The organism is Methylobacterium sp. 1030 (assembly GCF_040544715.1).
In the GTDB taxonomy this organism is placed as follows: Bacteria; Pseudomonadota; Alphaproteobacteria; order Rhizobiales; family Beijerinckiaceae; genus Methylobacterium.
Genome location: NZ_JBEPKM010000003.1, coordinates 19,293 through 39,560 on the forward strand (window position 1 = coordinate 19,293; position 20,268 = coordinate 39,560).

Genomic DNA, 20,268 nt, shown 5'->3' on the forward strand with positions numbered 1-20,268 from the left:
TTGCGGATCCGGGCTTGACCGTTCGGCGGTCCAGGCGAAAGGTCCAATTCTCGCACCGCGACTGGACCAGTTTGCCGCATGGCCCGGGCTCCCCTGCCCCTGACGCTCACCCTCGACACCGCGGCCGCGGCGCCGCTGCACGCGCAGCTCCGGGAGGGCCTGCGCGCGGCGATCCTCGAGCGCCGGCTGCCGCGCGGGGCCCGGCTCCCGGCCTCGCGGGTCCTGGCCGCCGACCTCGGCTGCGCGCGCGGGACCGTCGTCCTGGCGCTGGAGCAGCTGACCGCGGAGGGCTACCTGACGGCGCGGCCGGGCTCCGCGACGCGCGTCGCCGCGACCCTGCCGGACGACGCGCTGCCCGCGCCCGGCCCGCTCCGACGCCCGGGGGACGAGCCGGCCCCGACCCTGTCCCGTCGGAGCACCCGCCTCGTGTCCGCTTCGAGCCGGCGCTACATGGCGGGTCCGGGCGTGCCCGACGCCTTCGCGCTGGGCCGGCCGGCGCAGGACGCTTTCCCCTTCGAGGTCTGGGGTCGCCTGCTCCAGGCCGAGTGGCGCCACGGCCCGACCGAGCGGCCGGACCCGCGCGGCTCGCCGGCCCTGCGCGGCGCCATCGCCGCCTACCTGGCGCAGGCGCGCGGCGTCGCCTGCGAGGCCGACGACGTCATCGTCACCGCGGGTATCCGACAGAGCCTGCGCCTGCTCGCCGAGCTGCTCCTCGATCCCGGCGAGACCGCCCTGGTGGAGGAGCCCGGCTTCCCGGGCATCGCGCAGGCCCTCGCCGGCGCCGGCCTGAACCCCATCCCCGTCCCGGTCGCTCCCGGGGGCCTGTCGGTGGCCCTGGCCGCCGCAGGAGCGCCCGGCGCGCGGCTCGCGGTGGTGACGCCGGCCCACCATTACCCCCTCGGGCACGCCATGAGCCTGGAGAACCGCCTCGACCTTCTGGCCTGGGCCGAAGCGGTCTCGGGCTGGATCGTGGAGGACGATTACGACGGCGCCTACCGCTATGCCGGACGCCCGCTCGCGCCGCTGCGCGCCCTCGATCGCGGCGGCCGGGTGATCTACGTCGGCAGCTTCTCGAAGCTGCTGCTGCCCGCCCTCGGCCTGAGCTACCTCGTCCTGCCCCGCGGCCTCGTCGCGCCGGTCAATCAGGCGCTGGCCGAGACCGGTCCCGCCCCGCCCGGGATCGGCCAGTGGGCGCTGGCGCGCTTCATCGAGGACGGCCACCTCGCCGGCCATCTGCGCCGGACGCGCCGCCTCTACGCCCTGCGCCAGGAGGCGCTGATCGAGGCCGCGCGCCGCCACGCCGGGGACGTCGCGGCGATCGCCGCGATGGAGGGTGGGATGCACGTCATCGCCCGGCCGGGGCCGGCCTGGCGCCCGGCCCTCACCGACGTGGCCGCCGCGGCGGCGCTCGGCCGCGCGGGGATCTCGGCGGTCGCGCTCTCGGCCTACCATGCCGGTCCGGCGGAGCCGGGCCTGCTCCTCGGCTACGCCGCCGTGCCCGAGCGGGCGATCGAGCCGGCGGTGCGGCGCATGGCGGAGGTCCTGCGGGCGGCGTTCAGTGGAGGATCGCGCCCGTCTCCATGAACCGGTTCAGCCGCTCGATCAGCGGCGCGACCATCACTCGCTCGTACTGCGGCAGCAATCCGCGCCGCGCGTGGGCCACGTTGGCCTCGGCCTGCTCGCGGGCGAGGCGGTGCCAGCGCGCCCGGTCGTCCCGGCACGCGGCCCAGGCGCGCTCGATCGACCGGAACACGAGCGGCAGGCGCTCGGCCGGGTCGGACACGAGGTCGTAGTGGTGGTCGATCAGGCCGCCGAAGGTCTCGAAGCCCAGCTCGGACAGCCGCGCGACGGCGCGCGGCGCGCCCACCGTCACGAAGGGCAGGCCCGTCGCTGCCGCCTTGATCGACTTCTCGGTGATCCGCTCGACGCCCGGCTCGAAGAAATCGGTCTCCGAGATGACGGTCAGGTCGCACGCCGCGTAGGCCTGGGTGTCGAGGGTCATGACCATGTCGGTGCCCTGATCGGCATCGATCCGCCGCGCCCGGCGCGGGATCCAACTGCCGACATCGGCGAGCAGCGGCCCGAAGGCCGCCTCGATCTCCGGCGGGGCGTGGAAGACGTCGATGCCGCCCGCCTTCGGGTTGTCCTCGCCGATGCCGTGGAAGGAGATCAGCCCGTCCCGGTCCAGCCCGTTGAGCTGGAACCAGCGGTAGAGCAGCACCCGGTGCCAGCGCAGGGCCGCGTTCTGGCAGAGGAACCGGGCCGGGCCGGCGGCGCGGGCGAAGGGCGCGTAGCCGGTGCGGTCGAGGAGGTGCTGGGGGAAGAGCCGCGGACCCTCGGCGTCGTCCAGCCAGAGGGCGACCTGGAGCGGGAAGAACTCGAAGGTCCAGAACCGCAGGCCCTCGCCGTAGAGGCGCTCGTAGTCGAGCCGCAGCAGCCGGTTCTGCGTGACCAGGATCACCCGCTCGCGCGGGATCCCGCGGTCTTCGAGGTTCCGGTGCAGCGCTTCGAAGGTCGGCGCGTGCAGGCCCGGCCCCTCGTTCGAGAGGTCGAGGAGCAGCGCGGCGCGCCCGGCGCGAAGGTTCTCGGCGTCCCCCGGTTCGAGGAGGTCGAGGCGCCCGTTCGCCTCCGGGAAGCCCAGACGCACGAAATCGAGGACCGGCAGGCAGAGGACGTGGTTCGCCGGGCCGGGTTGGGCGGTGACGGTGACCCGCTTGCCCAGCCAGCCGAGGGCCGCCGGCAGGAAGTGCCCGGCCTCGCCCCGGGGGACGAGCAGGATCTCGGACGGGACTGGCCCGGATAGGACTGGCCCGGATAGGACTTGGCTCATCGTGACGCCCGCGCGGCCGGTTCGGACGCGGTCCGCCGCCGCGGGCCCGCGCCGAGCCGGATAAAGCCTCGGCGCGGGGGCGTCGAGGTCAGGCCGGGACCGGCTCGGCGGCGCGCACCGGGGTCGGGCCGGCCCGGTAGGCCGCCGAGGCCTCCTCGGTCCGCCAGCAGGCGACGCGGTGGCCCGGGGCGATCTCGGCGACCGGCGGCATCTCCCGGCGGCAGCGTTCTTCCGCCAGGAAGCAGCGCGGCGCGAACGGGCAGCCCGGCGGGCGGTTGGCGAGGTCGGGCGGGCTGCCCGGGATGGTCTGGAGCCGGGAGCCCTTGGCGAGCGCCCCCTCGGCCCGGCTGCGCAGCAGGCCGATCGTGTAGGGATGGTGCGGGTTCAGGACCACCTGATGCGCCGTGCCGGTCTCGACGATCTTGCCCGCGTACATCACGGCGATCCGGTCGGCGACCTCGACCGCCGCGCCGAGATCGTGGGTGACGATCACGATCGACAGGCCGAGGTCGCGCTGCAGCTCGCGGAGCAGCAGCAGCACCTGGATCTGCACCGTGGCGTCGAGCGCCGTGGTCGGCTCGTCGGCGAGCAGGACCTGCGGCCGGCAGGCCAGCGCCAGCGCGATCATGGCCCGCTGGCGCATGCCCCCCGACATCTCGTGCGGGTAGTTGTCGAGCCGCCGCTCCGGGCTCGGGATCCGCACCCGCTCGAACAGGGCGAGCGCGCGCTTGCGGGCTTCGTCCTTGGAGATCGTCTCGTGGCGCAGGATCGCCTCGGTGATCTGCCGGCCGACCGTGTAGACCGGGTCGAAGGCGAGCAGCGGCTCCTGGAAGATCATCGAGACGTCGCCGCCGCGGAAATCGGCGAGCTGGCGCCGGGTCAGCGCCTGCACGTCCTTGCCGGCGGCCCGGATGCCGCCCTCGATCCGGCTGCGCCCCTCCGGGAACAGCCGCAGGATCGCCCGCAGGGTCACGCTCTTGCCGGAGCCGGATTCGCCGATGAGCGCCAGCGCCTGCCCGCGCTCCAGGCTCAGGTCGACGCCGTCGACGACCTGCACCTTGCCGAAGGCGACGCGCAGGTTCTCCAGGGCGACCGCGGGTTCTGAACCGGACATCGGGGTGCTCATGCTGCCAGCGCGCCCGCGGGCGCCGCGGAATGGCCGGAACCCGGCTGGCGGGCGAGGCAGGCGACGCGGTGCAGCGGCCGGATCGTGTCGAGCGGAGGCTCCGTCCGGCCGCAGACGTCCTCCGCCAGGGCGCAGCGCGGGTGGAAGCGACAGCCCGACGGCGGGTCGATCGGGTTCGGCGGGTCGCCCGCGAGCAGCGCCGCCTGAGTGCGGTTGTCGGGATCGAGCGACGGCATCGAGGCGAGCAGCGCCTCGGTGTAGGGGTGCGCCGGCGCGTCGAGCACCGTGTCGGACGGGCCGATCTCGGAGACCCGGCCGAGATACATCACCATCACCCGGTCGGAGATGAAGCGGACGACGTTCAGGTCGTGGCTGATGAAGATGTAGGTCAGGCCGAACTCGGCCTTGAGGTCGAGGAGCAGGTTCAGGACCTGCGCCTCCACCGACTTGTCCAGCGCCGAGACCGCCTCGTCGAGGAGCACCAGCCGCGGCTCCAGGGCGAGCGAGCGGGCGATGTTCACCCGCTGGCGCTGGCCGCCGGAGATCTCGTGCGGGTAGCGGCCGGCGAAGCGCTTCGGCTCCAGCCCGACCCGGGCGAGCAGCCCGCGGGCGCGCTCCACCGCCTCGCGGGCGGGCACGCCGTTGACCTTCGGGCCGAAGGCGATCGACTGCTCGACGGTCATGCGCGGGTTGAGGGACGCGTAGCTGTCCTGGAACACCATCTGGGCTTGGCGGCGGTAGGACCGCCAGGGCATGGCGCGCTCGCCGACCGGCTGGCCGTCGTACAGCATGGTGCCGGAATCGCGCTCGATCAGGCCCATGAGCAGCTTGGCGGTCGTCGACTTCCCGCAGCCGGATTCGCCGACGATGCCGAGCGTCTCGCCCTTCAGGACATCGAAGTCGACGCCGTCGACGGCGCGGACGACCTGCTTCTTGCCCCCGGCCTTGCGAACCGGGAAGTGCTTGACGAGGCCGGAGACCGACAGGAGCGGCTGGCCGGGTCCGCCGCGGTCGCGGGCGAACGGGTCGGGGGCGTCCGGGATGACGCTCACTGGCGAATCTCCATGGCGGACCGGAGCCCGTCCGAGAACAGGTTGAAGGCGATCGAGACGACGAAGATGCAGACGCCCGGGAGGGCGGCCACGACCGGATTGACGTAGATCGCCGTGCGCAGAGTGTTAAGCATCAGGCCCCATTCGGGCTCGGGCGGGCGCACGCCGAGGCCGAGGAACGAGAGGCCGGAGGCCAGGATCATCGAGACCGAGATCAGGCTGGTCGCGTAGACGAAGATCGGCCCGACGACGTTGCCGAGCACCTGCACGCGCATGATCGTCAGGGCCGAGGCGCCCGACAGCTTGGCGGCGTCGATGTAGTCGCGCCTGCGGATGCCCGTGGTGACGCTCTCGGCGACGCGGGCGATCTGGGGCACGAACACGCAGGTCAGCGACACGATCGAGTTGAAGATGCCGGCGCCGAGCGCCCCGGACAGCGCGATCGCCAGCAGCACCGACGGGAAGGCGAAGAACACGTCGATGGTGCGCATCAGGATCGTGTTGGTCCAGCCGCCGACGTAGCCGGCGAGGATCCCGATCGCGGAGCCGATCACGAAGGCGATCAGCACCGGCGTGACGCCGATGAACAGCGACAGCCGCGAGCCCAGCATCAGCCGGCTGATCATGTCGCGGCCGAGCTCGTCGGATCCGAGCCAGTAGGTGGCGTCGCCGACGTGCCTGAGGCGGCGCAGCATGGAGCCCTTGTAGGGGTCCATCGGGGTGATCCAGGGCGAGAGGATCGCGATCAGCACGACGATCAGGATCACGGCGCCCGCGCCCATGGCGACGGGGTCGCGCACGAGCCGGTGGCCGACATGGCCCCAGAAGCCCCGCGACGGGGCGAAGGCGGCCTCGGGCCCGTGGGTCACGTCCTCGGCGGCGAGGACGCCGCCGTCGAGGGCCACGGAGGCCGCGGTGACGGGAACGGTCATCGTCGGGCTCCGGCTCAAGCGCGCTCGATGCGCGGGTCGAGGGCGGTCTGCATCACGTCCACCAGCAGGTTGAGGAGCACGAAGAACATCGCCAGCACGAGGATCGAGCCCTGGAGCAGGGGCAGGTCGCGCTGGAAGATCGCGGCGTTGAGAAGGAAGCCGGTGCCCGGCCACGCGAACACGGTCTCGACCAGGATCGAGCCGCCGAGCAGGTAGCCGAGCTGCAGGCCCATGATGGCGAGCGCGGTCGGGGCGGCGTTGCGCACGACGTGGCGGAACACGCCGCGCTCGTCCATGCCCTTGGCGCGCAGGGCCTCGACGAAGTCCTGGGACAGGATGTCGGCCACCAGCGCCCGGACCGTGCGGGCGATGATGCCCATCGGGATCACCGACATCGTGATGGCCGGCAGGATCAGGTAGCGCAGGTGCTCGAAGTCGGGCCGCCAGTTGCCGGAGCCGTCGGGCCCGGCCCCCGTGGGCGGCAGCCAGCCGAGATTGGCCGAGAACACGATCACCAGGACCATGCCGAGCCAGTAGTGCGGCACGCTCACGCCGAAGACCGACACGGCCGAGGCGGCCCGGTCGGCCAGGGAGTTGCGGTGATAGCCCGCCACGAAGCCGAACAGGGTGCCGAAGGTGAAGCCGATCACGGTCGCCACCGAGGCCAGGATCAGCGAGTTCACCACGGCGCGGCTGACCTCGCCGAGCACCGGCCGGCCGGTGGCGATGGAGGTGCCGAGATCTCCGTGCAGCACGTGCCAGAGCCAGATCAGGTACTGGACCGGCAGCGGCTTATCGAAGCCGTAGGCGGCCCGCATCTCGTCGATGGTGGCCTGGGTGGCGTCGGCGGGCAGGACCGCGCTCAGGGGATCGCCCGGCGCGAGGTGGACGAGGAGGAAGCAGACGACGCTGACCCCGAACGCCACGGGCGTCACGTAGACCAGCCGTTTGAGGATGTAGAGCAGCATTCAAGGGCCTGTTGTCTACTCAGCCGAGACTATTCCCCTCCCCCTTGTGGGGAGGGGTCAGGGGTGGAGGTGGTTCAGGAGGCAGCGCAACGCCCTATCCTGCACCACCCCCACCTCCGGCTCCTCCCCACAAGGGGGGAGGAGAGAGGCGCCCCGTTACGCTACCGCCCCGCGGTCGCCATCGTAATCTTCGAGAAGTCCTGGAACCAGTTCTGCGCCTGGACGAAGCCCTTCACCTTGGGGCTCATCGCGCGCGGATTGACGTCGTGCGTGATCATGATGAACAGCGCGTCGTCGACGTACTTCTCGTGGACCTTCTCCAGGACCTTCGTCTGCTCGGCCTTGTCGAAGGTGTTGCGGACCTGATCGAACAGCTTGTCCATCGCCGGATCGCAGTAATAGCCCCAGTTGGTGCCGTTCGGCGGGGCGAAGTTGCACTGCAGGTGCCGGATGAAGCCGGTGAAGGGGTCTTGGATGAAGTACGAGTAGTTGATCGCCGAGACGCCGCGGGAGATGTCGGCCTTGGCCCCGGCCCGCCAGATGTTGATCAGCGTGTTCCACTCCACGACCTCGTAATCGACCTGGATGCCCACGTCGGCGAGGTTCTGCTGCACGAACTCGTTCATCGGCAGCGGCTGCATCTGGCCGGAGCCCGAGGCCGAGATCGCGACCTTGAGCTTCAGGGGCTTGGCCGCGCTGTAGCCCGCCTCGGCCAGCAGCTTCTTGGCGGCCTCCGGGTCGTACTTGATGTCGAAGGTCGGGTGGCCGAACCACTGGTGGCCGGGCGGCATGAAGCCCTTGGCGGGGATCGCGAGGCCGCCGAGCAGCTCCTTCAGACCCTCGCGGTCGATGGCGAGGTTCGCGGCCTTGCGGACGCGGATGTCGTTCCAGGGCGAGCCCTCGACCCGCGACAGGTGCCACGTCCAGTTATGCGGGTAGGCGTTGGTGACGATGGTGAAGCCGGCGCTCTTGAGCGAGGCCACGGCGTCAGGCGCCGGCGCCTCGATCCAGTCGACCTGACCGGAGCGCAGGGCGGCCGTCCGGGCGTTGGCCTCCGGCAGCGGGATCAGCACGAGCTTGTCGAGCTTCGGCACGCGGTCCTTGTCCCAGTACTCTTTGAACGGGACCATCTCGGCCCGCTCGCGCGGGGCGAACAGGGTCAGCTTCCACGGGCCGGTGCCCGAGGGCTGCTTGGCGAAGGCGTCCCAGGACTTGCCGAGCTTCTCCCACTGGGCCGGCGACGACATCATGATCCAGGCGATCTGGTAGGGCAGCGTCGCGTCGGGGGCCTTGGTGGTGATCTCGATGGTCAGCGGGTCGACCACCCGGTAACTCGCGACGGCCGGGATGCGGGTCTTGCCCTGCGCGGACTGGCGCGGGTCGTATTGCGGCGCGTCGGCCTTCAGGAGCTTGTCGAGGTTCCAGACCACCGCGTCGGCGGTGAAGTCCGAGCCGTCGTGGAATTTCACGCCCGGCCGGAGCTTGAAGGTCCACTTGGTCTTGTCGGTGGCGTCGACGCCCCAGCTGGTGGCGAGCCCCGGCACGAGGTCGGAGGCCAGCTCGGCGCTCGACAGGTCCCAGTTGATGAGGCCGTCATAGACCGTGTAGCCCATGAACCGCATGCCCTCGCCGCCGTTGTCTGTCTGGCCGGTGGTCAGCGGGATGTCGGAGGCGGTCATGCCGATCCGCAGCGTCCCCTGCGCGAGGGCAGCGGTGCTCGCGGAGAGCGCCAGGGCGCCGGCCAGCGCCGCACGGGCGCCGAGTTTTCTCAGACGGGACAGCATCTTGGGTCGGGTACTCGCGTTGGTCCGCGCCAGACGGCGCGGAATACGCTCGACCGTATGCAAGCCCGCGGCCACACGCCCCCGCCGGGGCGCGGGCCGCTCCGCGGCTAGTCCGCGTCGATCAGGCTCACGTGCGCGGCGACCACCCGCCAGCCCTCCGGGAAGCGCGCCCAGGTCTGGCTCTGGCGACCGATCTTCCCCGGCGCGTTGGCGCGGGTGAACAGCGTCATCGCGGTGGCGAAGTCGCGCCCGTAGGTGGTGATCTGCGTCCGCGCCAGGGTCCGCTCCAGGCCCACCGGGGAGCGGGCCCGGCGGAAGGCGCGGATCGCGTCCATGCCGTAGAGGTTCTCGCCGATCCCGTAGCGGTTGGTCAGCGGATCGTCCCGGAACAGCGCCTCCAGGGCCGGGACGTCGTTGGTGGTGAGCGCCGTCTCGTAGGCCCGGAACGCGGCCTCGACCTCGGCCTTCACGGCGGGATCGTCGATGATCATCGGTCAAGCTCCGCGATGGGCGCCGCGCTGACGCCGGTCCGTTCGAGATGGCGCGCCGCGCGCAGGACGAGATCCTCGCGCCAGGGGCCGGCGATGATCTGGACGCCGAGCGGCAGACCGGCGTCGAGCCGGACCGGCGCCGCCACGACCGGGAGGCCGATGAAGCTGACCGGCTGCGTGAACACCCCGATATTTGCGCGCACCGGCAGCGTCACGCCGTCGAGGACGAAGTGGGTCTGGCCGCCCCTCGGCGCGCGGCAGGGCGTGGCCGGGGCCAGGATCACGTCGACGGTCTCGAACAGCTCCAGCACCCGCGCCCGGTACCAGCGGCGGAACCGCTGCGCCCGCTCCACGTGGGGCGCCGGGATCATCGCCCCGGCGATCAGCCGGTCGCGCACCGCCGGGTCGAAATCCTGCGGCCGGGTGCGGAGACGGTCGAGGTGGAGCGTGGCGCCCTCCGCGGCGGTGATCAGGTAGGCGGCCGCGCGAGCGCGGTGGGCCTCCGGCAACTCGACGGTGCGCCGCGCGCCGAGCGCCTCGGCGGCGCGCGCCACCGCCGCGAAGGCTTCCGGATCGCCGTTGCGGGCGAAATGGCCGCCGGCCACCGCGACGCGCAGGCCGTCGATCCCCGCCTCGAGCCGCGGCAGGACCGGCTCCGCCGGGCGGAGCGTCGCCACCGGATCGTCCGGATCGGGGCCCTGCATGGCGTCGTAGGCGAGCGCGAGATCGGTCACGCTCCGGGCCATCGGCCCGAGGTGGTCCAGGCTGCCCACGAACGGGAAGCTCCCCGCGCGCGACAGCCGGCCGTAGGTCGGCTTGAGCCCGAAGCAGCCGCAGAAGGCGGCGGGCACGCGGATCGAGCCGTTCGTGTCGGAGCCCAGGGTCAGCGGCACCATCCCGGCGGCGAGGGCCGCGCCCGAGCCGCCCGACGAGCCGCCGGTCATGTGATCCAGGGCGTGCGGGTTGTGGGCGTCGCCGTCGTGGATGTTCTCGCCGGTGAAGTCGTAGGCGTACTCGCCCATGTTGAGGGCGCCGACGAGGATCGCCCCCGCGGCCTCCAGGCGCCGGACCAGGGCGCCGTCCCGCTCGGCCGGCGGCCGCTCCCGGTTGATCTTCGATCCGGCGCGGGTCGGCAGGCCGTCGATGTCGATCAGGTTCTTCACCGCGAACGGCACGCCGGCCAGCGGGCCCGGCGACGCACCCTCGCGGCGCGCCGCGTCCTGCGCGTCGGCCCGGGCCAGGGCGCGGGCGGACAGCACGTCGGTGAACGCGCCGACCCGGTCGTCGAGGCGCCCGATCCGGTCGAGCGCCGCCGTGACGGCCTGCCGCGCGGTGGTCCGGCCATCGACGATCGCTGCGGCGATCGCCGTTGCCGTCGAGGGATCGCTCGCGCTCACGCTTCGAACCTCGGGGCCGCGTCGATCTCGTCGGCGAGCTGGAAGGCCTCCACCAGCTCGGCCGCCGCGGCCAGGACGCGCAGATTCGCGGTCACCGGGGCGATCCACGCGGGGTCGAGGGTGAGGCCGAGGAGGGCCGCCGCGGCCGCGGCGTAGCTTTCGGGATCGTACGGGGGGCGGGTCTCGGACATGGAACTCCTCAGGCCGATCGCTCGGGACGCGATCGATCGCGGCAAGCAGGCCCTGTGCCGCGAGCCCGCGCGCAGTGCCGCGAACCGGCGCGCCTGCGTGCCTAGATCATAGGCAGGCAGGGACGTGCTGGCGATGGATTCGATGCGCTCCGATCCGCGTGCACAAGAATTAGGCGGCAGCGGAAGGGCCGTTTCTGGGCATGGCCGCGCGCCGGAGCGGAATCGCGACGCCTCGCGGGATCGAAGGTCCGGCAACGAATACGCTGTCGATTTTGCAGGTCTGCTTTGCGATGGAAGTATAGGTGCGTCCAGCGGACAGCTGCGCGACGGGCGCCGGGCGAACACGAATCTTGTCTTCGCCCGGCGCGCGACCCATCTAGGACTGGCAGGCAAGTCCAGGGGATGGATGCGCGCCCACCTGTCGAGCACCGAAGCCTCTGCCGGCTGCCGGCCTGAGGTATTTCCGCACCGCGGGTCGAAACTCTTACAGAGTGGGCCGGGATTGTCGCTGGACCTGCCGCCTGCGCAGGTCTCGCCGATTGCATCTCGCGTGAAGCTCTGATTAAGGGCTCTGCGATCTTCGAACAATGGTCCGACCCGAGCGTTCAGACGCAGGCCGAACGCTCGGGTCGGACCATCGGTACAGCCGGTGGATCGGTGCGGTTCCGGGGCGCGGGGATGGCGTCGGAACCTGCAGACTCCGTACGTGCCCGGCCCCGCCGGATGTCCCCGCGACACGCGAGACGTACCCAACTGAGAAAGGTCAGATGAGCGCATTCGACTACAGGAATTTCGACGACCGTCGCCAGAACTCGCAGAACGCCAAGGCCGCCCTGCTGGCCAAGTTCAAGGCGCGCCCCCCGTCCGACGACCCCGAGGTGATCGCCAAGGCGAAGGCCCGCGCCGAGGTCGCCAAGGCCCGCGAGGAGCGCTCCCGCGAGCGCGAGGCCGCCCGGATCGCCGCCGAGCGGAAGGCCGCCGAGGAGAAGCGTCAGCGGGAGGAGGCGGAACTCGCCGCCCAGATCGCCCGCGAGGCCGCCGAGCTGGCCGCTGCGCAGGAGCGTAAGTCGGCCGACCTGGCCGCCAAGAAGGCCCAGCGCGACGCGCGCTACGCGGCCCGCAAGGCGAAGGTCAAGACCAAGCGCTGAGCGCAGGCCGTCGGCTCACCCGAGCTTCGGACGCCCACGACGCCCGCCCGCAAGGCGGGCGTCGTCGCGTTCGGGGGGGCGTGTCCGCACGCGGCAACCAACGCGCGCGGCAACGCGTTGAGGGCGGCCGAACCGCGACGCGCCCGTCCGGCGCGGGCAGCCGAGGCCGCGATGCTTTCCCGATCCCGACAGGTTCTTCCCGCGGTCCTCGTCCTCGCCGCCCTGTCCGGCGCCGTCGCGCCCCGGACGGCCCGCGCGCAGGGGGCGGACTCGGTGATGGCCTGCGAGACGCTGATCGCCGCCCGGCGGATCGACGCGTCCTCGGGCAGCGGTGGCCCCGCCCCCACGGAGTCCGGCTGTCGGCGGATCCCGCGCAGCGCGCTCGGCACCGTGGAGCAGCGGGCCCTGATCGGCGGGGCGCCCTACGAGTGCCTGACCGTCGCCGGCGGGGGGCCGTGCCGCTGGATCGTGCCCTGACGCGAAGGCTGTCGATTATTGCCGGAGCCCGCACTCTGACCAAGCTTCACGGGTGATCGAGACGCTCTATCTGTGTCTCGAGCGAGTGAGGTCCGAACGTTAGTATGCCGAGTACCCTGGCAAGCACGCGCGTATCGATCGTGGCAGCGACTTGGATCGTCTCGGCCCTGGCCGGCGGGGCCGCCCGCGCGGAGCCGCCGATCCGGAGCCCGGAGGACGCGGCCTGCCGCAACGAGGCCCGCGCGAAGGTGTTCTCGGCGCCCAACCCGCAGGGTCTCGAACTCGAGGAGATCGGGCGCCGGATCTACTTCGCCTGCATGGACCGCGTCGCGAAGGCGGCCGCACCGGCGGCGAAGCGGGGTGGCCGGCGCCATCGGCACCGGCGGCATTGACCCGCGACGCGGGGGTCAGGCGTCGAGCGGCGCGCCGATCCGGGCGCGGAGCCGCAGCCGCAGGGCCTCGTGCCCGCCTTCGGCATCGAGCGCGGCCATCAGGCGGAGCAGCTGGCTGAGCGGGGTCGACCGGCTCTCGACCGCGTCGGCGATCTGCTCCGGCAGCGACTTGGCGACCGGTAGGAAGCGCGGTGCCGGGCCGGCCTGGTGAGTCTGGGGCATGCGAGGCGCTCGTCCTTCGAAGGAGTCCAGATTGGCGGGCGGGTCGCTACGCCTTTCGATCGACGGGCACCAGTCTTTTTCGCGTGAATACGTAGCCGGCATCGCTCCGCGTCACCGCGCTGCAACAGCGTGGCGGGAATGTGTGGACGACGCCGGACCCGCCGCGGAATCCGCTTGCCGGGCCGCCGCTCAGCGGCCCGCCAGCGGCGACTCCGCGAATCGGTCGAGCAGATCCTCGGGGTCCCGGTAGATCGCCGCGCAGCCGGCCGCCCTCAGGTCCGCCTCCGGAAAGCCGCCGCAGAGGAGGCCGACGGTGCGCAGGCCCGCCTTCGCGGCGGCCTCGGCGTCGTAGGGGGTGTCGCCGACGACGATGATCGCGTCGGGCGGGACGCCGTCGAGCTTCGCCAGGGCGGCCTCGAAGATGTCGGGGTGCGGCTTGGACCGGTCCGCGTCGTCCGAGCTCGTGGCGACGTCGACGAGGTCGCCGATCTCCAGGATCTCGGTGTAGTGCTCGACCTCGGAGCGCTTGCCCGACGAGGCGAGCGCGATCTTCAGCCCGGCGGAGCGGATGTGCTCGAACAGCGGCCGGACACCCGGGAACGGCCGGACCTCGGACAGGTAGCGCCGTTTGAACAGGTCGGAGCGGTAGGCCTCGATGGTCTCGCCCTCCCGCGCGATCCGCTCCTCCGACAGGAAGACCGGCATCAGCTCGTCGCCGCCCTTGCCGATCTGCCGGCGGACTTCGGCGAAGCCGGTTTCCACGCCGAAATGCGCGAAGGCCTCCACCCAGGCGCGGGCATGCAGGTCGACGCTGTCGAGCAGCGTCCCGTCGATGTCGAAGATCACCGCGCGCATCGCAGCCCCGTCGCGGAGCCCTGCGCCCGCATCAGGCCGGACAACCTGCCGGCGCCCGGCCTGTTCCGCGCTGGGCCCACGAACGACGGAAGCCCGCCCCTGCGCGAGGGGCGGGCTCCGGGAAAGGCCGTGGTGGCGCCGCGGCGCCGACCCTTCAGTGCATCGAGGCCGGGGTCCGGGCAGGCTTCGCCTTGGCGGCGAGGCCGGCGGTCACCGCGGCCTTGGAGGCGCGGGCGGGCTTCGGGGCCGCGGGCTTGGCAGCGGCGGTCTTCGACGCGGCGGGCTTGGCAGCGGCGGGCTTGGCAATGGCGGCCTTGGTGGCAGCGGTCTTGGCGACCGGCTTGGCGGCGGTCTTCACCGGCGCGGCCTTCGCGGCGGCCTCGACGGGCTTGGCGGCCTCGACCGTCTCGGACGCGGCGGCCGCGAGCATCGCGTTCGCGCGCAGCTCGGACTCGGCGCGGATCCAGTGGGCCGCAGCGTGCCCGTGAATCCGGCCCTCGTTCTCCCAGATGTAGTAGGCGCACTCGCGCACGTGGTGCTCGCTGATCAGCATGCGGTCGATCTCCTGTCCGTCCCGGGGACGACGATGGGAGAGCTGGGTTAAGCGTCGGTTAACCCTGCCGCCGGCGACCGGTCGCGGTGCGCACGCTTCCGGCCGCCCTACTGGGCGATCCCCAGCACCCGCCGCGCCTCGGTCAGCAGCACGGCGTGCCGGGCCGCGCCCGGACCCTGATCCGGCGCCTCGCGGCCGGCCCGGGCGATCAGGTCCTGGAAGCGCCGCCGGTCGAGGGCGCGGTGTCCGATGCTGGCGAGGACCGCGCCCAGGACGATCCGGACCGCCTCGGTGCGCTCGTCGGCCATCGCGGCGGCTTCGGACGCGGCCGCGTTCGCCTGCGCGTCCACCTGCGTCTCGGCCCGCGCGGTCGTGGCCGCCTCCGCGCGGGTCTGCGCCTCCGCGAGCGCCGCGGCGAGGCGCTGCCCCTCCTGCCAGGCCTGGTCGTGCTGATGCGTGCGCAGCGCGAGCAGCACCTTGAGCGAGGCCGCTTCCGCGCGCGCCGCGTCCAGCTTGGCTTGGGCCTCGCGCAGATCCTTCAGCAAGTCCTGCGCGAGGGTCTGGTCCGCGGTCATGTCCACTGCCGGCTCCTCTGGCGTTCGACGGCGTTCGTCCTGTCGCGCCGTCGGCCGAATGTCCACTCTCGCGCGCCGGCGGGACCGGACGACAGGTTGAGAAAATCCGATCGCCGGTCCACATGGGAGGCGGCGCCTCGCGGCGCCTGTCCCGGCCGGCCTTGAACCGGCGCAGCGGAGTATCGCCACCATGTTCATCCAGACCGAAGCCACGCCGAACCCGGCCACCCTGAAGTTCCTGCCCGGCCGCGTCGTGCTGGCGGAATCGACCTTCGAGGCGCGGGACGCCGAGGCCGCCGCCCGCTCGCCCCTGGCCGCGGCGCTGTTCACCGTCCCGGGCGTGGCGGGCGTCTATTTCGGCCACGATTTCATCTCGGTGACCAAGGCCGAGGACGGCTCGGACTGGGCGCAGGTCAAGCCGGCGGTGCTCGGCGCGATCATGGAGCACTTCCAGTCCGGCGCGCCCGTGATGGCCGAGGGCGGCCACGGCGAGATCGAGCCGGGCGACGAGTTCTACGACGAGGCGGACCACGACACCGTCGTGACCATCAAGGACCTGCTCGAGACCCGGGTGCGCCCGGCGGTGGCGGGCGATGGCGGCGACATCACCTTCCGCGGCTACAAGGAGGGCGTGGTCTATCTGGAGATGAAGGGGGCCTGCTCGGGCTGCCCGTCCTCCACGGCGACCCTGCGGCATGGCGTGCAGAACCTGTTCCGGCACTTCCTGCCGGAGATCCGCGAGGTCCAGGCGATCTGAGGATTTGCGCCCGCGCCGCGGTGCGGGCGGCACGCCGGAGGGCCGGAACGGCACTCGGCTGCCCCCCGGCTCCCGCCTTCGCGGCGGGGCCGGTGCGCCGGACCCGTCCGAGGCCGCGGGCGCGCACCGGCGCAAGCCGGCAACACTCCACCGGTGATCCGCCCGGTGCGGGCGCCCCGCCGCTGACGAGGCGGCGGTTTTGCTCTAACGCTGGAGGCTCTTCGCGCCCGTCGCGGCGCAGGGAGGCAACCGTCGGCGCGGACCGGCCTGTGGGAGTGAGCGTGCGTATCCTGGCCATCGACACAGCGCTGGACACCTGCGCCGCCTGCGTCATGGCGGAGGAGTCCGAGGCGCCCCTCGCCGCCGAGTCGCTGCCCATGGCGCGCGGCCACGCGGAATCCCTGCTGCCGCTGATCGAGCGGGTGATCGCCCGGGTCGAGGGCGGATTTGAGGCGATCGACCGGGTCGCCGTGACGGTCGGACCCGGCAGCTACACCGGGCTGCGGGTCGGCCTGTCGGCGGCCCGCGCCATCGGCCTCTCGACCGGCAAGCCCGTCGTCGGCGTCGGCACCCTCTCAGCGCTCCTCGCGCCGCTCCTGGCCGACACCGTCGCGGGCACGATCGCCGCGGTGATCGACGCCCGCCACGGCGCCGTCTACGTGCAGGCCCTCGGGCCGGGCGATGGCCTCGCGCCCGCGCATCTCGCCGTCGAGGCGGCGGCCGAGCAGCTGGGCGACGGCCCGGTGGTGCTGACCGGCTCCGGCGCGCCGATGCTGGCCGCCGCGCTCGCCGCACGCGGCGTCGCGGCGCGCGTCGCCCATGTCGGCGGTCCCGATATCGCGGCGGTGGCCTCCCTCGGCCTCGTCGCCGACCCGGCGCAGGCCCTGGCGCGGCCCCTCTACCTGCGGGGGCCGGATGCCCGGCCGCAGGACCACGCGCGGATCGCACGGCGATGACGCGCCCGCTGCCCTTCTGGCCCTTCGACTGGTGGTTCGCGTGGTGGGACGCGCTGACCCCGGAGCCCTACGTCGCGCCGCTCCGCGACGCCGCGCAGGCCCCTGCCCTCGCCCGCCTCCACGCGACCGCCTTCGCGCGGCCCTGGGACGCGCACGAGTTCGAGCGGATGCTCTGCGAGCGCTCGACCCACGCGCACGCCCTCTGGCGCGCGGGCGTCCTCCAGGGCTTCGTGCTCTCGCGCCGGGCCGCCGACGAGGCCGAGATCCTGACGGTCGTGCTGTCCCCGGCTCTGCGCGGCGGCGGCCACAGCCGCAAGCTGCTCCGCGAGCACCTGGCGAGCCTCGCCCTCGACGGCGTCGCCCGGGTGCATCTGGAGGTCGACGAGGGCAACGCTCCCGCGCTGCGGCTCTACGCCCGGCACGGCTTCCGGCAGGTCGGTTCGCGCACCGGCTACTATCTCAAGGCCGACGGCAGCCGGGCGACCGCGCTGACGATGAGCGCCGACCTGTGACGCCGTGAGCCGCCTCGGCATCGCCTGGCGCGTCGCGGCCCTCGCCCTCGCCTTCGCTGTGCTGGGACCGCCCCACTGGATCGCCCTGCGCCTCCTCGGCCGCCGCGCGACCCTGGCGCCGATCCTGTTCCACCGCGTCTTCCTGTGGCTGTTCGGGGTGCGGGTCACGCAGAGCGGGACGCCCCCGGCCCCCGGCGAGGCGGCTCTGGTGCTCGCCAACCACGTCTCGTGGCTCGACATCATCGCGGTGGGCTCGCTGCGGCCGCTCTCCTTCGTGGCGAAGTCCGAGATCGCCGGCTGGCCGCTGATCGGCGTCCTCGCGGGGCTCCAGCGGACGATCTACATCGACCGGCAGCGCCGCGGCGCGACCGCGAGCGTCAGCACCGCCATGGGCCACCGCCTGGCCGAGGGGGAGCTGGTCGTCCTGTTCGCGGAGGGGACCACCGGCGACGGGACCCGGCTCCTGCCGTTCCGCTCCTCCCTCGTCGGCGCCGCCCGCGCGGCGCTGCAGGCCGAGGCCGGGCGCGGACGGGTGCGCCTCCAGCCGCTCGCCATCGCCTATCCACGGCGCAACGGCCTGCCGGTCACGCGCGCCGAGCGCGCGGAGATCGCGTGGTACGGCGACATGGAGCTGGTGCCGCACCTCGCGACCTTCGTGCAGGGCGGCCCCATCGACGTGCACGTGGTCTGGGGCGCGCCGATCCCCTTCGAGGCGACCACCGACCGGAAGGTCGCCACCGCGGCCGCCGAAGCCGAGGTGCGCGCGGCCCTGCGGGGCGCCGGCACGGGCGCCGGCACCGCCCCGGCACCCGACACGCGGCCGGCCGCCCCGGGGATCGGTCTCCAGGGGCCGGAGATCGCGCCGGTCTGAACCCTCGGCGCTGCGCCGGACGCTGCTCCCGCGTCGGGATCCGGAGCCGGCGCGCCCGCGACCCCGGCACCGTGGGAGGCGCGCGCGGCCTGCTTTTCCACGCCTAAGCTCCTGGACGCGAACGGAATCCTGTCTCAGATCCAGATTTTACGCCTGGTCCGGACGGGTCTGATCCTTTCGAGACCAGCTCGTCGCTGTTCGACCGGGCGGATCCGCCGATCCGCGCGAGAGTAAGCCGGTGGAATCACCGTCAGAATACATGATTCAACGCATTGAGCGGCCGGAACACGTCTGCTAGCTAGGCCGCAATCCGGAACAGACGGAAATTATTGGAGGACGCCCGGTGCAAACCTGGAACCAGGTTTACGACCCGTTCGGGAGCCCGTGGCTCTCGACGCTCGCCGCTTCAGTGCCGGTCATCGCACTGCTCGCCATGATCGCCAGCGGGCGCGTGAAGGCCCATATCGCGGCGGTCATCGCCCTCGGCCTCGCCATGCTGGTGGCCATCGTCGGCTTCGGCATGCCGACCGATCTCGCCACCCGCGCCGCCATCCTCGGGATGGTCACGGGCTTCTTCCCGATCGGCTGGATCATCCTCAACGTCATCTTCCTCTACCGGCTCACGGTGGAGAAGGGCTGGTTCGCGATCCTGCAACAGTCGGTGGCGGGCATCACCGCGGACCGACGCCTCCAGCTGCTCCTGGTGGCCTTCGCGTTCGGCGCCTTCTTCGAGGGCGCGGGCGGCTTCGGCACGCCGGTCGCCGTCACGGGCGCGATCCTGATCGGCCTCGGCTTCTCGCCGCTCGCCGCGTCCGGCCTGTCGCTGATCGCCAACACCGCGCCGGTGGCCTTCGGGGCGCTCGGCGCGCCGATCCAGGGCCTCGCCTCGGTCACCGGCTACCCGCCCGAGATCCTCGGCGCGATGATCGGCCGGCAGCTGCCGCTGTTCTCGCTGATCGTGCCGTTCTGGCTGATCTGGGTGTTCGCGGGCTTCCGCGGCATGATCCGGGTGTGGCCGCCGATCCTGGTCTGCGGCGCCTCCTTCGCGGTCGCGCAGTTCCTGATCTCGAACTACGTCAACCCGTGGATCGTCGATATCGGCGCCTCGCTCGCCTCGATGCTCGCGCTGGTGCTGTTCCTGAAGGTCTGGCAGCCCAAGGAGATCTGGTCGTCGCCGGCCCTGCGCGGCCACGATCCGTCGCTCGCCGTCGCCGGTCCGCGGCCCGTGGCGCTCGGCGCCGGCGTGCCCGGCACGCCCCCGGTCCATACCGGCGCCCGCACCGCCTCGCAGGGCGAGATCCTGATGGCCTGGGTGCCGTGGATCATCCTGTCGATCGTCGTGGCCGTCTGGGGGACCGGCTGGTTCAAGGGCATCGTCAACCCGCTCTTCACCTGGAAATACGAGGTGCCGGGCCTGCACAACGTGATCATGAAGGTGCCGCCGGTGGTGGCCAAGCCGGTGCCGGAGGGCGCGGTCTTCCTGTTCACCTACATGTCGTACACCGGCACCGGCGTGCTGATCGCGGCGATCATCTCCGGCCTGATCATGCGGTTCTCGCCGCTGCGCCTCGTCACCGCCTACTTCGAGACCATCTGGGCCCTGCGCTACTCGCTCATCACCATCGCGGCGATGCTCGCGCTCGGCGTCCTCACCCGCTACGCGGGCGTCGACGCCACGCTCGGGCTGGCCTTCGCGGGCACCGGCATCCTGTACCCGTTCTTCGGGACGCTGCTCGGCTGGCTCGGCGTGGCGCTCACAGGTTCCGACACGGCCTCGAACGTCCTGTTCGGCGGCCTGCAGCGGATCACCTCCGAGCAGCTCGGCCTCTCGGGCGTGCTGATGGCGGCGGCGAACTCGTCGGGCGGCGTGATGGGCAAGATGGTCGACGCCCAGTCGATCGTCGTCGCCTCCACGGCCACCGGCTATTTCGGCCAGGAAGGCAAGATCCTGCGCTTCGTGTTCTGGCACTCGATCGCGCTGGCCTGCCTCGTCGGGCTGTTCGTGATGCTGCAGGCCTACGTGCCGTTCTTCCAGCAGATGGTCATCGACCTGCCCGCGGCGGCGCCGGCCGCCCACTGAGGCCGGTTCGACCGCGACAGCCTCTGACCGGCCGCCCTCGGGCGGCCGGTCGCGTTTCGGGCGCCGCGACGGCCCCCGCGATCCGTGCTACAGGCCGCG

22 protein-coding genes are annotated in these 20,268 nt (G+C 72.5%); 9 read left to right on the forward strand and 13 right to left on the reverse strand.

The window, feature by feature from the left end; all coding sequences use genetic code 11:
- Positions 1-78 precede the first annotated feature (78 nt).
- The gene (gene pdxR, locus ABIC30_RS04610; protein ID WP_354454231.1) at positions 79-1,584 is read left to right on the forward strand and encodes a MocR-like pyridoxine biosynthesis transcription factor PdxR; all 1,506 of its coding nucleotides are present in this window, start codon (positions 79-81) and stop codon (positions 1,582-1,584) included.
- Here the strand turns inward: pdxR and ABIC30_RS04615 are convergent.
- The 9 genes from ABIC30_RS04615 to ABIC30_RS04655 form a co-directional block, all read right to left on the reverse strand.
- A complete protein-coding gene (locus tag ABIC30_RS04615; RefSeq protein ID WP_331326359.1) occupies positions 1,556-2,830 on the reverse strand; it encodes a hypothetical protein in 1,275 nt (424 codons plus the stop codon). The two genes, pdxR and ABIC30_RS04615, sit on opposite strands and share 29 nt — an antisense overlap.
- 88 nt (positions 2,831-2,918) lie before the next feature.
- Positions 2,919-3,944, reverse strand: coding sequence for an ABC transporter ATP-binding protein (locus ABIC30_RS04620; protein ID WP_354454233.1), 1,026 nt, complete (start codon positions 3,942-3,944; stop codon positions 2,919-2,921).
- 8 nt (positions 3,945-3,952) lie between these two features.
- Entirely contained in the window at positions 3,953-5,008 is a 1,056-nt protein-coding gene (locus ABIC30_RS04625; protein ID WP_331326361.1) for an ABC transporter ATP-binding protein, read from the reverse strand.
- Positions 5,005-5,940 carry an ABC transporter permease gene (locus ABIC30_RS04630; RefSeq protein ID WP_354454235.1) on the reverse strand — a complete coding sequence of 312 codons (936 nt, stop codon included), beginning with the start codon at positions 5,938-5,940 and terminating at the stop codon, positions 5,005-5,007. The genes ABIC30_RS04625 and ABIC30_RS04630 overlap by 4 nt, the downstream gene beginning before the upstream one ends.
- A 14-nt stretch (positions 5,941-5,954) precedes the next feature.
- Positions 5,955-6,908: an ABC transporter permease gene (locus ABIC30_RS04635; protein ID WP_056522601.1), complete on the reverse strand. Its 954-nt coding sequence runs from the start codon at positions 6,906-6,908 to the stop codon at positions 5,955-5,957.
- 161 nt (positions 6,909-7,069) lie between these two features.
- Positions 7,070-8,692, reverse strand: a complete 1,623-nt coding sequence (locus ABIC30_RS04640; protein ID WP_354454237.1) for an ABC transporter substrate-binding protein — start codon at positions 8,690-8,692, stop codon at positions 7,070-7,072.
- 107 nt (positions 8,693-8,799) lie between these two features.
- Complete coding sequence (gene hpxZ, locus ABIC30_RS04645) at positions 8,800-9,183, reverse strand: oxalurate catabolism protein HpxZ (RefSeq protein WP_354454239.1); 384 nt, start codon at positions 9,181-9,183, stop codon at positions 8,800-8,802.
- Complete coding sequence (locus ABIC30_RS04650) at positions 9,180-10,580, reverse strand: AtzE family amidohydrolase (RefSeq protein ID WP_354454241.1); 1,401 nt, start codon at positions 10,578-10,580, stop codon at positions 9,180-9,182. Before ABIC30_RS04650 ends, hpxZ begins: the two co-directional genes overlap by 4 nt.
- Positions 10,577-10,771 (reverse strand): AtzG-like protein, encoded by a 195-nt coding sequence (locus tag ABIC30_RS04655; protein ID WP_091680016.1) that lies wholly within the window; start codon positions 10,769-10,771, stop codon positions 10,577-10,579. Before ABIC30_RS04655 ends, ABIC30_RS04650 begins: the two co-directional genes overlap by 4 nt.
- Positions 10,772-11,538: 767 nt before the next feature.
- On the opposite strand from ABIC30_RS04655, the gene ABIC30_RS04660 reads away from it, so the two are divergent.
- From ABIC30_RS04660 to ABIC30_RS04670, 3 genes are all read left to right on the forward strand, one after another.
- A complete protein-coding gene (locus ABIC30_RS04660) occupies positions 11,539-11,919 on the forward strand; it encodes a DUF6481 family protein (protein ID WP_020093455.1) in 381 nt (126 codons plus the stop codon).
- A 171-nt stretch (positions 11,920-12,090) separates the two neighbouring features.
- The gene (locus tag ABIC30_RS04665) at positions 12,091-12,396 is read left to right on the forward strand and encodes a hypothetical protein (RefSeq protein WP_354454243.1); all 306 of its coding nucleotides are present in this window, start codon (positions 12,091-12,093) and stop codon (positions 12,394-12,396) included.
- A 140-nt stretch (positions 12,397-12,536) separates the two neighbouring features.
- Positions 12,537-12,788: a hypothetical protein gene (locus ABIC30_RS04670; protein ID WP_376738925.1), complete on the forward strand. Its 252-nt coding sequence runs from the start codon at positions 12,537-12,539 to the stop codon at positions 12,786-12,788.
- Between the two features lie 15 nt (positions 12,789-12,803).
- Here the strand turns inward: ABIC30_RS04670 and ABIC30_RS04675 are convergent, their stop codons facing one another.
- The 4 genes from ABIC30_RS04675 to ABIC30_RS04690 all read right to left on the reverse strand — a co-directional run bounded on the left by ABIC30_RS04675 (position 12,804) and on the right by ABIC30_RS04690 (position 14,993).
- A complete protein-coding gene (locus ABIC30_RS04675; RefSeq protein ID WP_354454246.1) occupies positions 12,804-13,010 on the reverse strand; it encodes a hypothetical protein in 207 nt (68 codons plus the stop codon).
- 189 nt (positions 13,011-13,199) lie between these two features.
- A complete protein-coding gene (locus ABIC30_RS04680) occupies positions 13,200-13,865 on the reverse strand; it encodes an HAD family hydrolase (RefSeq protein WP_354454247.1) in 666 nt (221 codons plus the stop codon).
- A gap of 154 nt (positions 13,866-14,019) precedes the next feature.
- Positions 14,020-14,418, reverse strand: a complete 399-nt coding sequence (locus ABIC30_RS04685; protein WP_354454249.1) for a DUF2934 domain-containing protein — start codon at positions 14,416-14,418, stop codon at positions 14,020-14,022.
- Between the two features lie 107 nt (positions 14,419-14,525).
- Positions 14,526-14,993 (reverse strand): atp-dependent helicase, encoded by a 468-nt coding sequence (locus tag ABIC30_RS04690; protein WP_354454251.1) that lies wholly within the window; start codon positions 14,991-14,993, stop codon positions 14,526-14,528.
- Positions 14,994-15,183: 190 nt separating this feature from the next.
- On the opposite strand from ABIC30_RS04690, the gene ABIC30_RS04695 reads away from it, so the two are divergent.
- The 5 genes from ABIC30_RS04695 to ABIC30_RS04715 all read left to right on the forward strand — a co-directional run bounded on the left by ABIC30_RS04695 (position 15,184) and on the right by ABIC30_RS04715 (position 20,169).
- On the forward strand, positions 15,184-15,750 hold the full coding sequence (locus ABIC30_RS04695; RefSeq protein WP_020093462.1) for a NifU family protein: 567 nt from the start codon (positions 15,184-15,186) through the stop codon (positions 15,748-15,750).
- Positions 15,751-16,031: 281 nt separating this feature from the next.
- Positions 16,032-16,706 carry a tRNA (adenosine(37)-N6)-threonylcarbamoyltransferase complex dimerization subunit type 1 TsaB gene (gene tsaB, locus ABIC30_RS04700; RefSeq protein ID WP_026604975.1) on the forward strand — a complete coding sequence of 225 codons (675 nt, stop codon included), beginning with the start codon at positions 16,032-16,034 and terminating at the stop codon, positions 16,704-16,706.
- A complete protein-coding gene (locus tag ABIC30_RS04705) occupies positions 16,703-17,218 on the forward strand; it encodes a GNAT family N-acetyltransferase (protein WP_012317649.1) in 516 nt (171 codons plus the stop codon). Before tsaB ends, ABIC30_RS04705 begins: the two co-directional genes overlap by 4 nt.
- Positions 17,219-17,222: 4 nt before the next feature.
- The gene (locus tag ABIC30_RS04710) at positions 17,223-18,089 is read left to right on the forward strand and encodes a lysophospholipid acyltransferase family protein (protein WP_020093464.1); all 867 of its coding nucleotides are present in this window, start codon (positions 17,223-17,225) and stop codon (positions 18,087-18,089) included.
- 343 nt (positions 18,090-18,432) lie between these two features.
- Positions 18,433-20,169 carry an L-lactate permease gene (locus ABIC30_RS04715; protein ID WP_026604976.1) on the forward strand — a complete coding sequence of 579 codons (1,737 nt, stop codon included), beginning with the start codon at positions 18,433-18,435 and terminating at the stop codon, positions 20,167-20,169.
- The last annotated feature ends 99 nt before the right edge of the window (positions 20,170-20,268 follow it).

What these genes read in the sequence shown, in the direction of transcription:
- pdxR (WP_354454231.1), top strand. Translation starts at nt 79, where the DNA reads ATGGCCCGGGCTCCCCTGCCCCTGACGCTCACCCTCGACACCGCGGCC.
- ABIC30_RS04615 (WP_331326359.1), bottom strand. Translation starts at nt 2,830, where the DNA reads ATGAGCCAAGTCCTATCCGGGCCAGTCCTATCCGGGCCAGTCCCGTCC.
- ABIC30_RS04620 (WP_354454233.1), bottom strand. Translation starts at nt 3,944, where the DNA reads ATGTCCGGTTCAGAACCCGCGGTCGCCCTGGAGAACCTGCGCGTCGCC.
- ABIC30_RS04630 (WP_354454235.1), bottom strand. Translation starts at nt 5,940, where the DNA reads ATGACCGTTCCCGTCACCGCGGCCTCCGTGGCCCTCGACGGCGGCGTC.
- ABIC30_RS04635 (WP_056522601.1), bottom strand. Translation starts at nt 6,908, where the DNA reads ATGCTGCTCTACATCCTCAAACGGCTGGTCTACGTGACGCCCGTGGCG.
- ABIC30_RS04640 (WP_354454237.1), bottom strand. Translation starts at nt 8,692, where the DNA reads ATGCTGTCCCGTCTGAGAAAACTCGGCGCCCGTGCGGCGCTGGCCGGC.
- hpxZ (WP_354454239.1), bottom strand. Translation starts at nt 9,183, where the DNA reads ATGATCATCGACGATCCCGCCGTGAAGGCCGAGGTCGAGGCCGCGTTC.
- ABIC30_RS04655 (WP_091680016.1), bottom strand. Translation starts at nt 10,771, where the DNA reads ATGTCCGAGACCCGCCCCCCGTACGATCCCGAAAGCTACGCCGCGGCC.
- ABIC30_RS04660 (WP_020093455.1), top strand. Translation starts at nt 11,539, where the DNA reads ATGAGCGCATTCGACTACAGGAATTTCGACGACCGTCGCCAGAACTCG.
- ABIC30_RS04665 (WP_354454243.1), top strand. Translation starts at nt 12,091, where the DNA reads ATGCTTTCCCGATCCCGACAGGTTCTTCCCGCGGTCCTCGTCCTCGCC.
- ABIC30_RS04675 (WP_354454246.1), bottom strand. Translation starts at nt 13,010, where the DNA reads ATGCCCCAGACTCACCAGGCCGGCCCGGCACCGCGCTTCCTACCGGTC.
- ABIC30_RS04680 (WP_354454247.1), bottom strand. Translation starts at nt 13,865, where the DNA reads ATGCGCGCGGTGATCTTCGACATCGACGGGACGCTGCTCGACAGCGTC.
- ABIC30_RS04685 (WP_354454249.1), bottom strand. Translation starts at nt 14,418, where the DNA reads ATGCTGATCAGCGAGCACCACGTGCGCGAGTGCGCCTACTACATCTGG.
- ABIC30_RS04690 (WP_354454251.1), bottom strand. Translation starts at nt 14,993, where the DNA reads ATGACCGCGGACCAGACCCTCGCGCAGGACTTGCTGAAGGATCTGCGC.
- ABIC30_RS04695 (WP_020093462.1), top strand. Translation starts at nt 15,184, where the DNA reads ATGTTCATCCAGACCGAAGCCACGCCGAACCCGGCCACCCTGAAGTTC.
- ABIC30_RS04705 (WP_012317649.1), top strand. Translation starts at nt 16,703, where the DNA reads ATGACGCGCCCGCTGCCCTTCTGGCCCTTCGACTGGTGGTTCGCGTGG.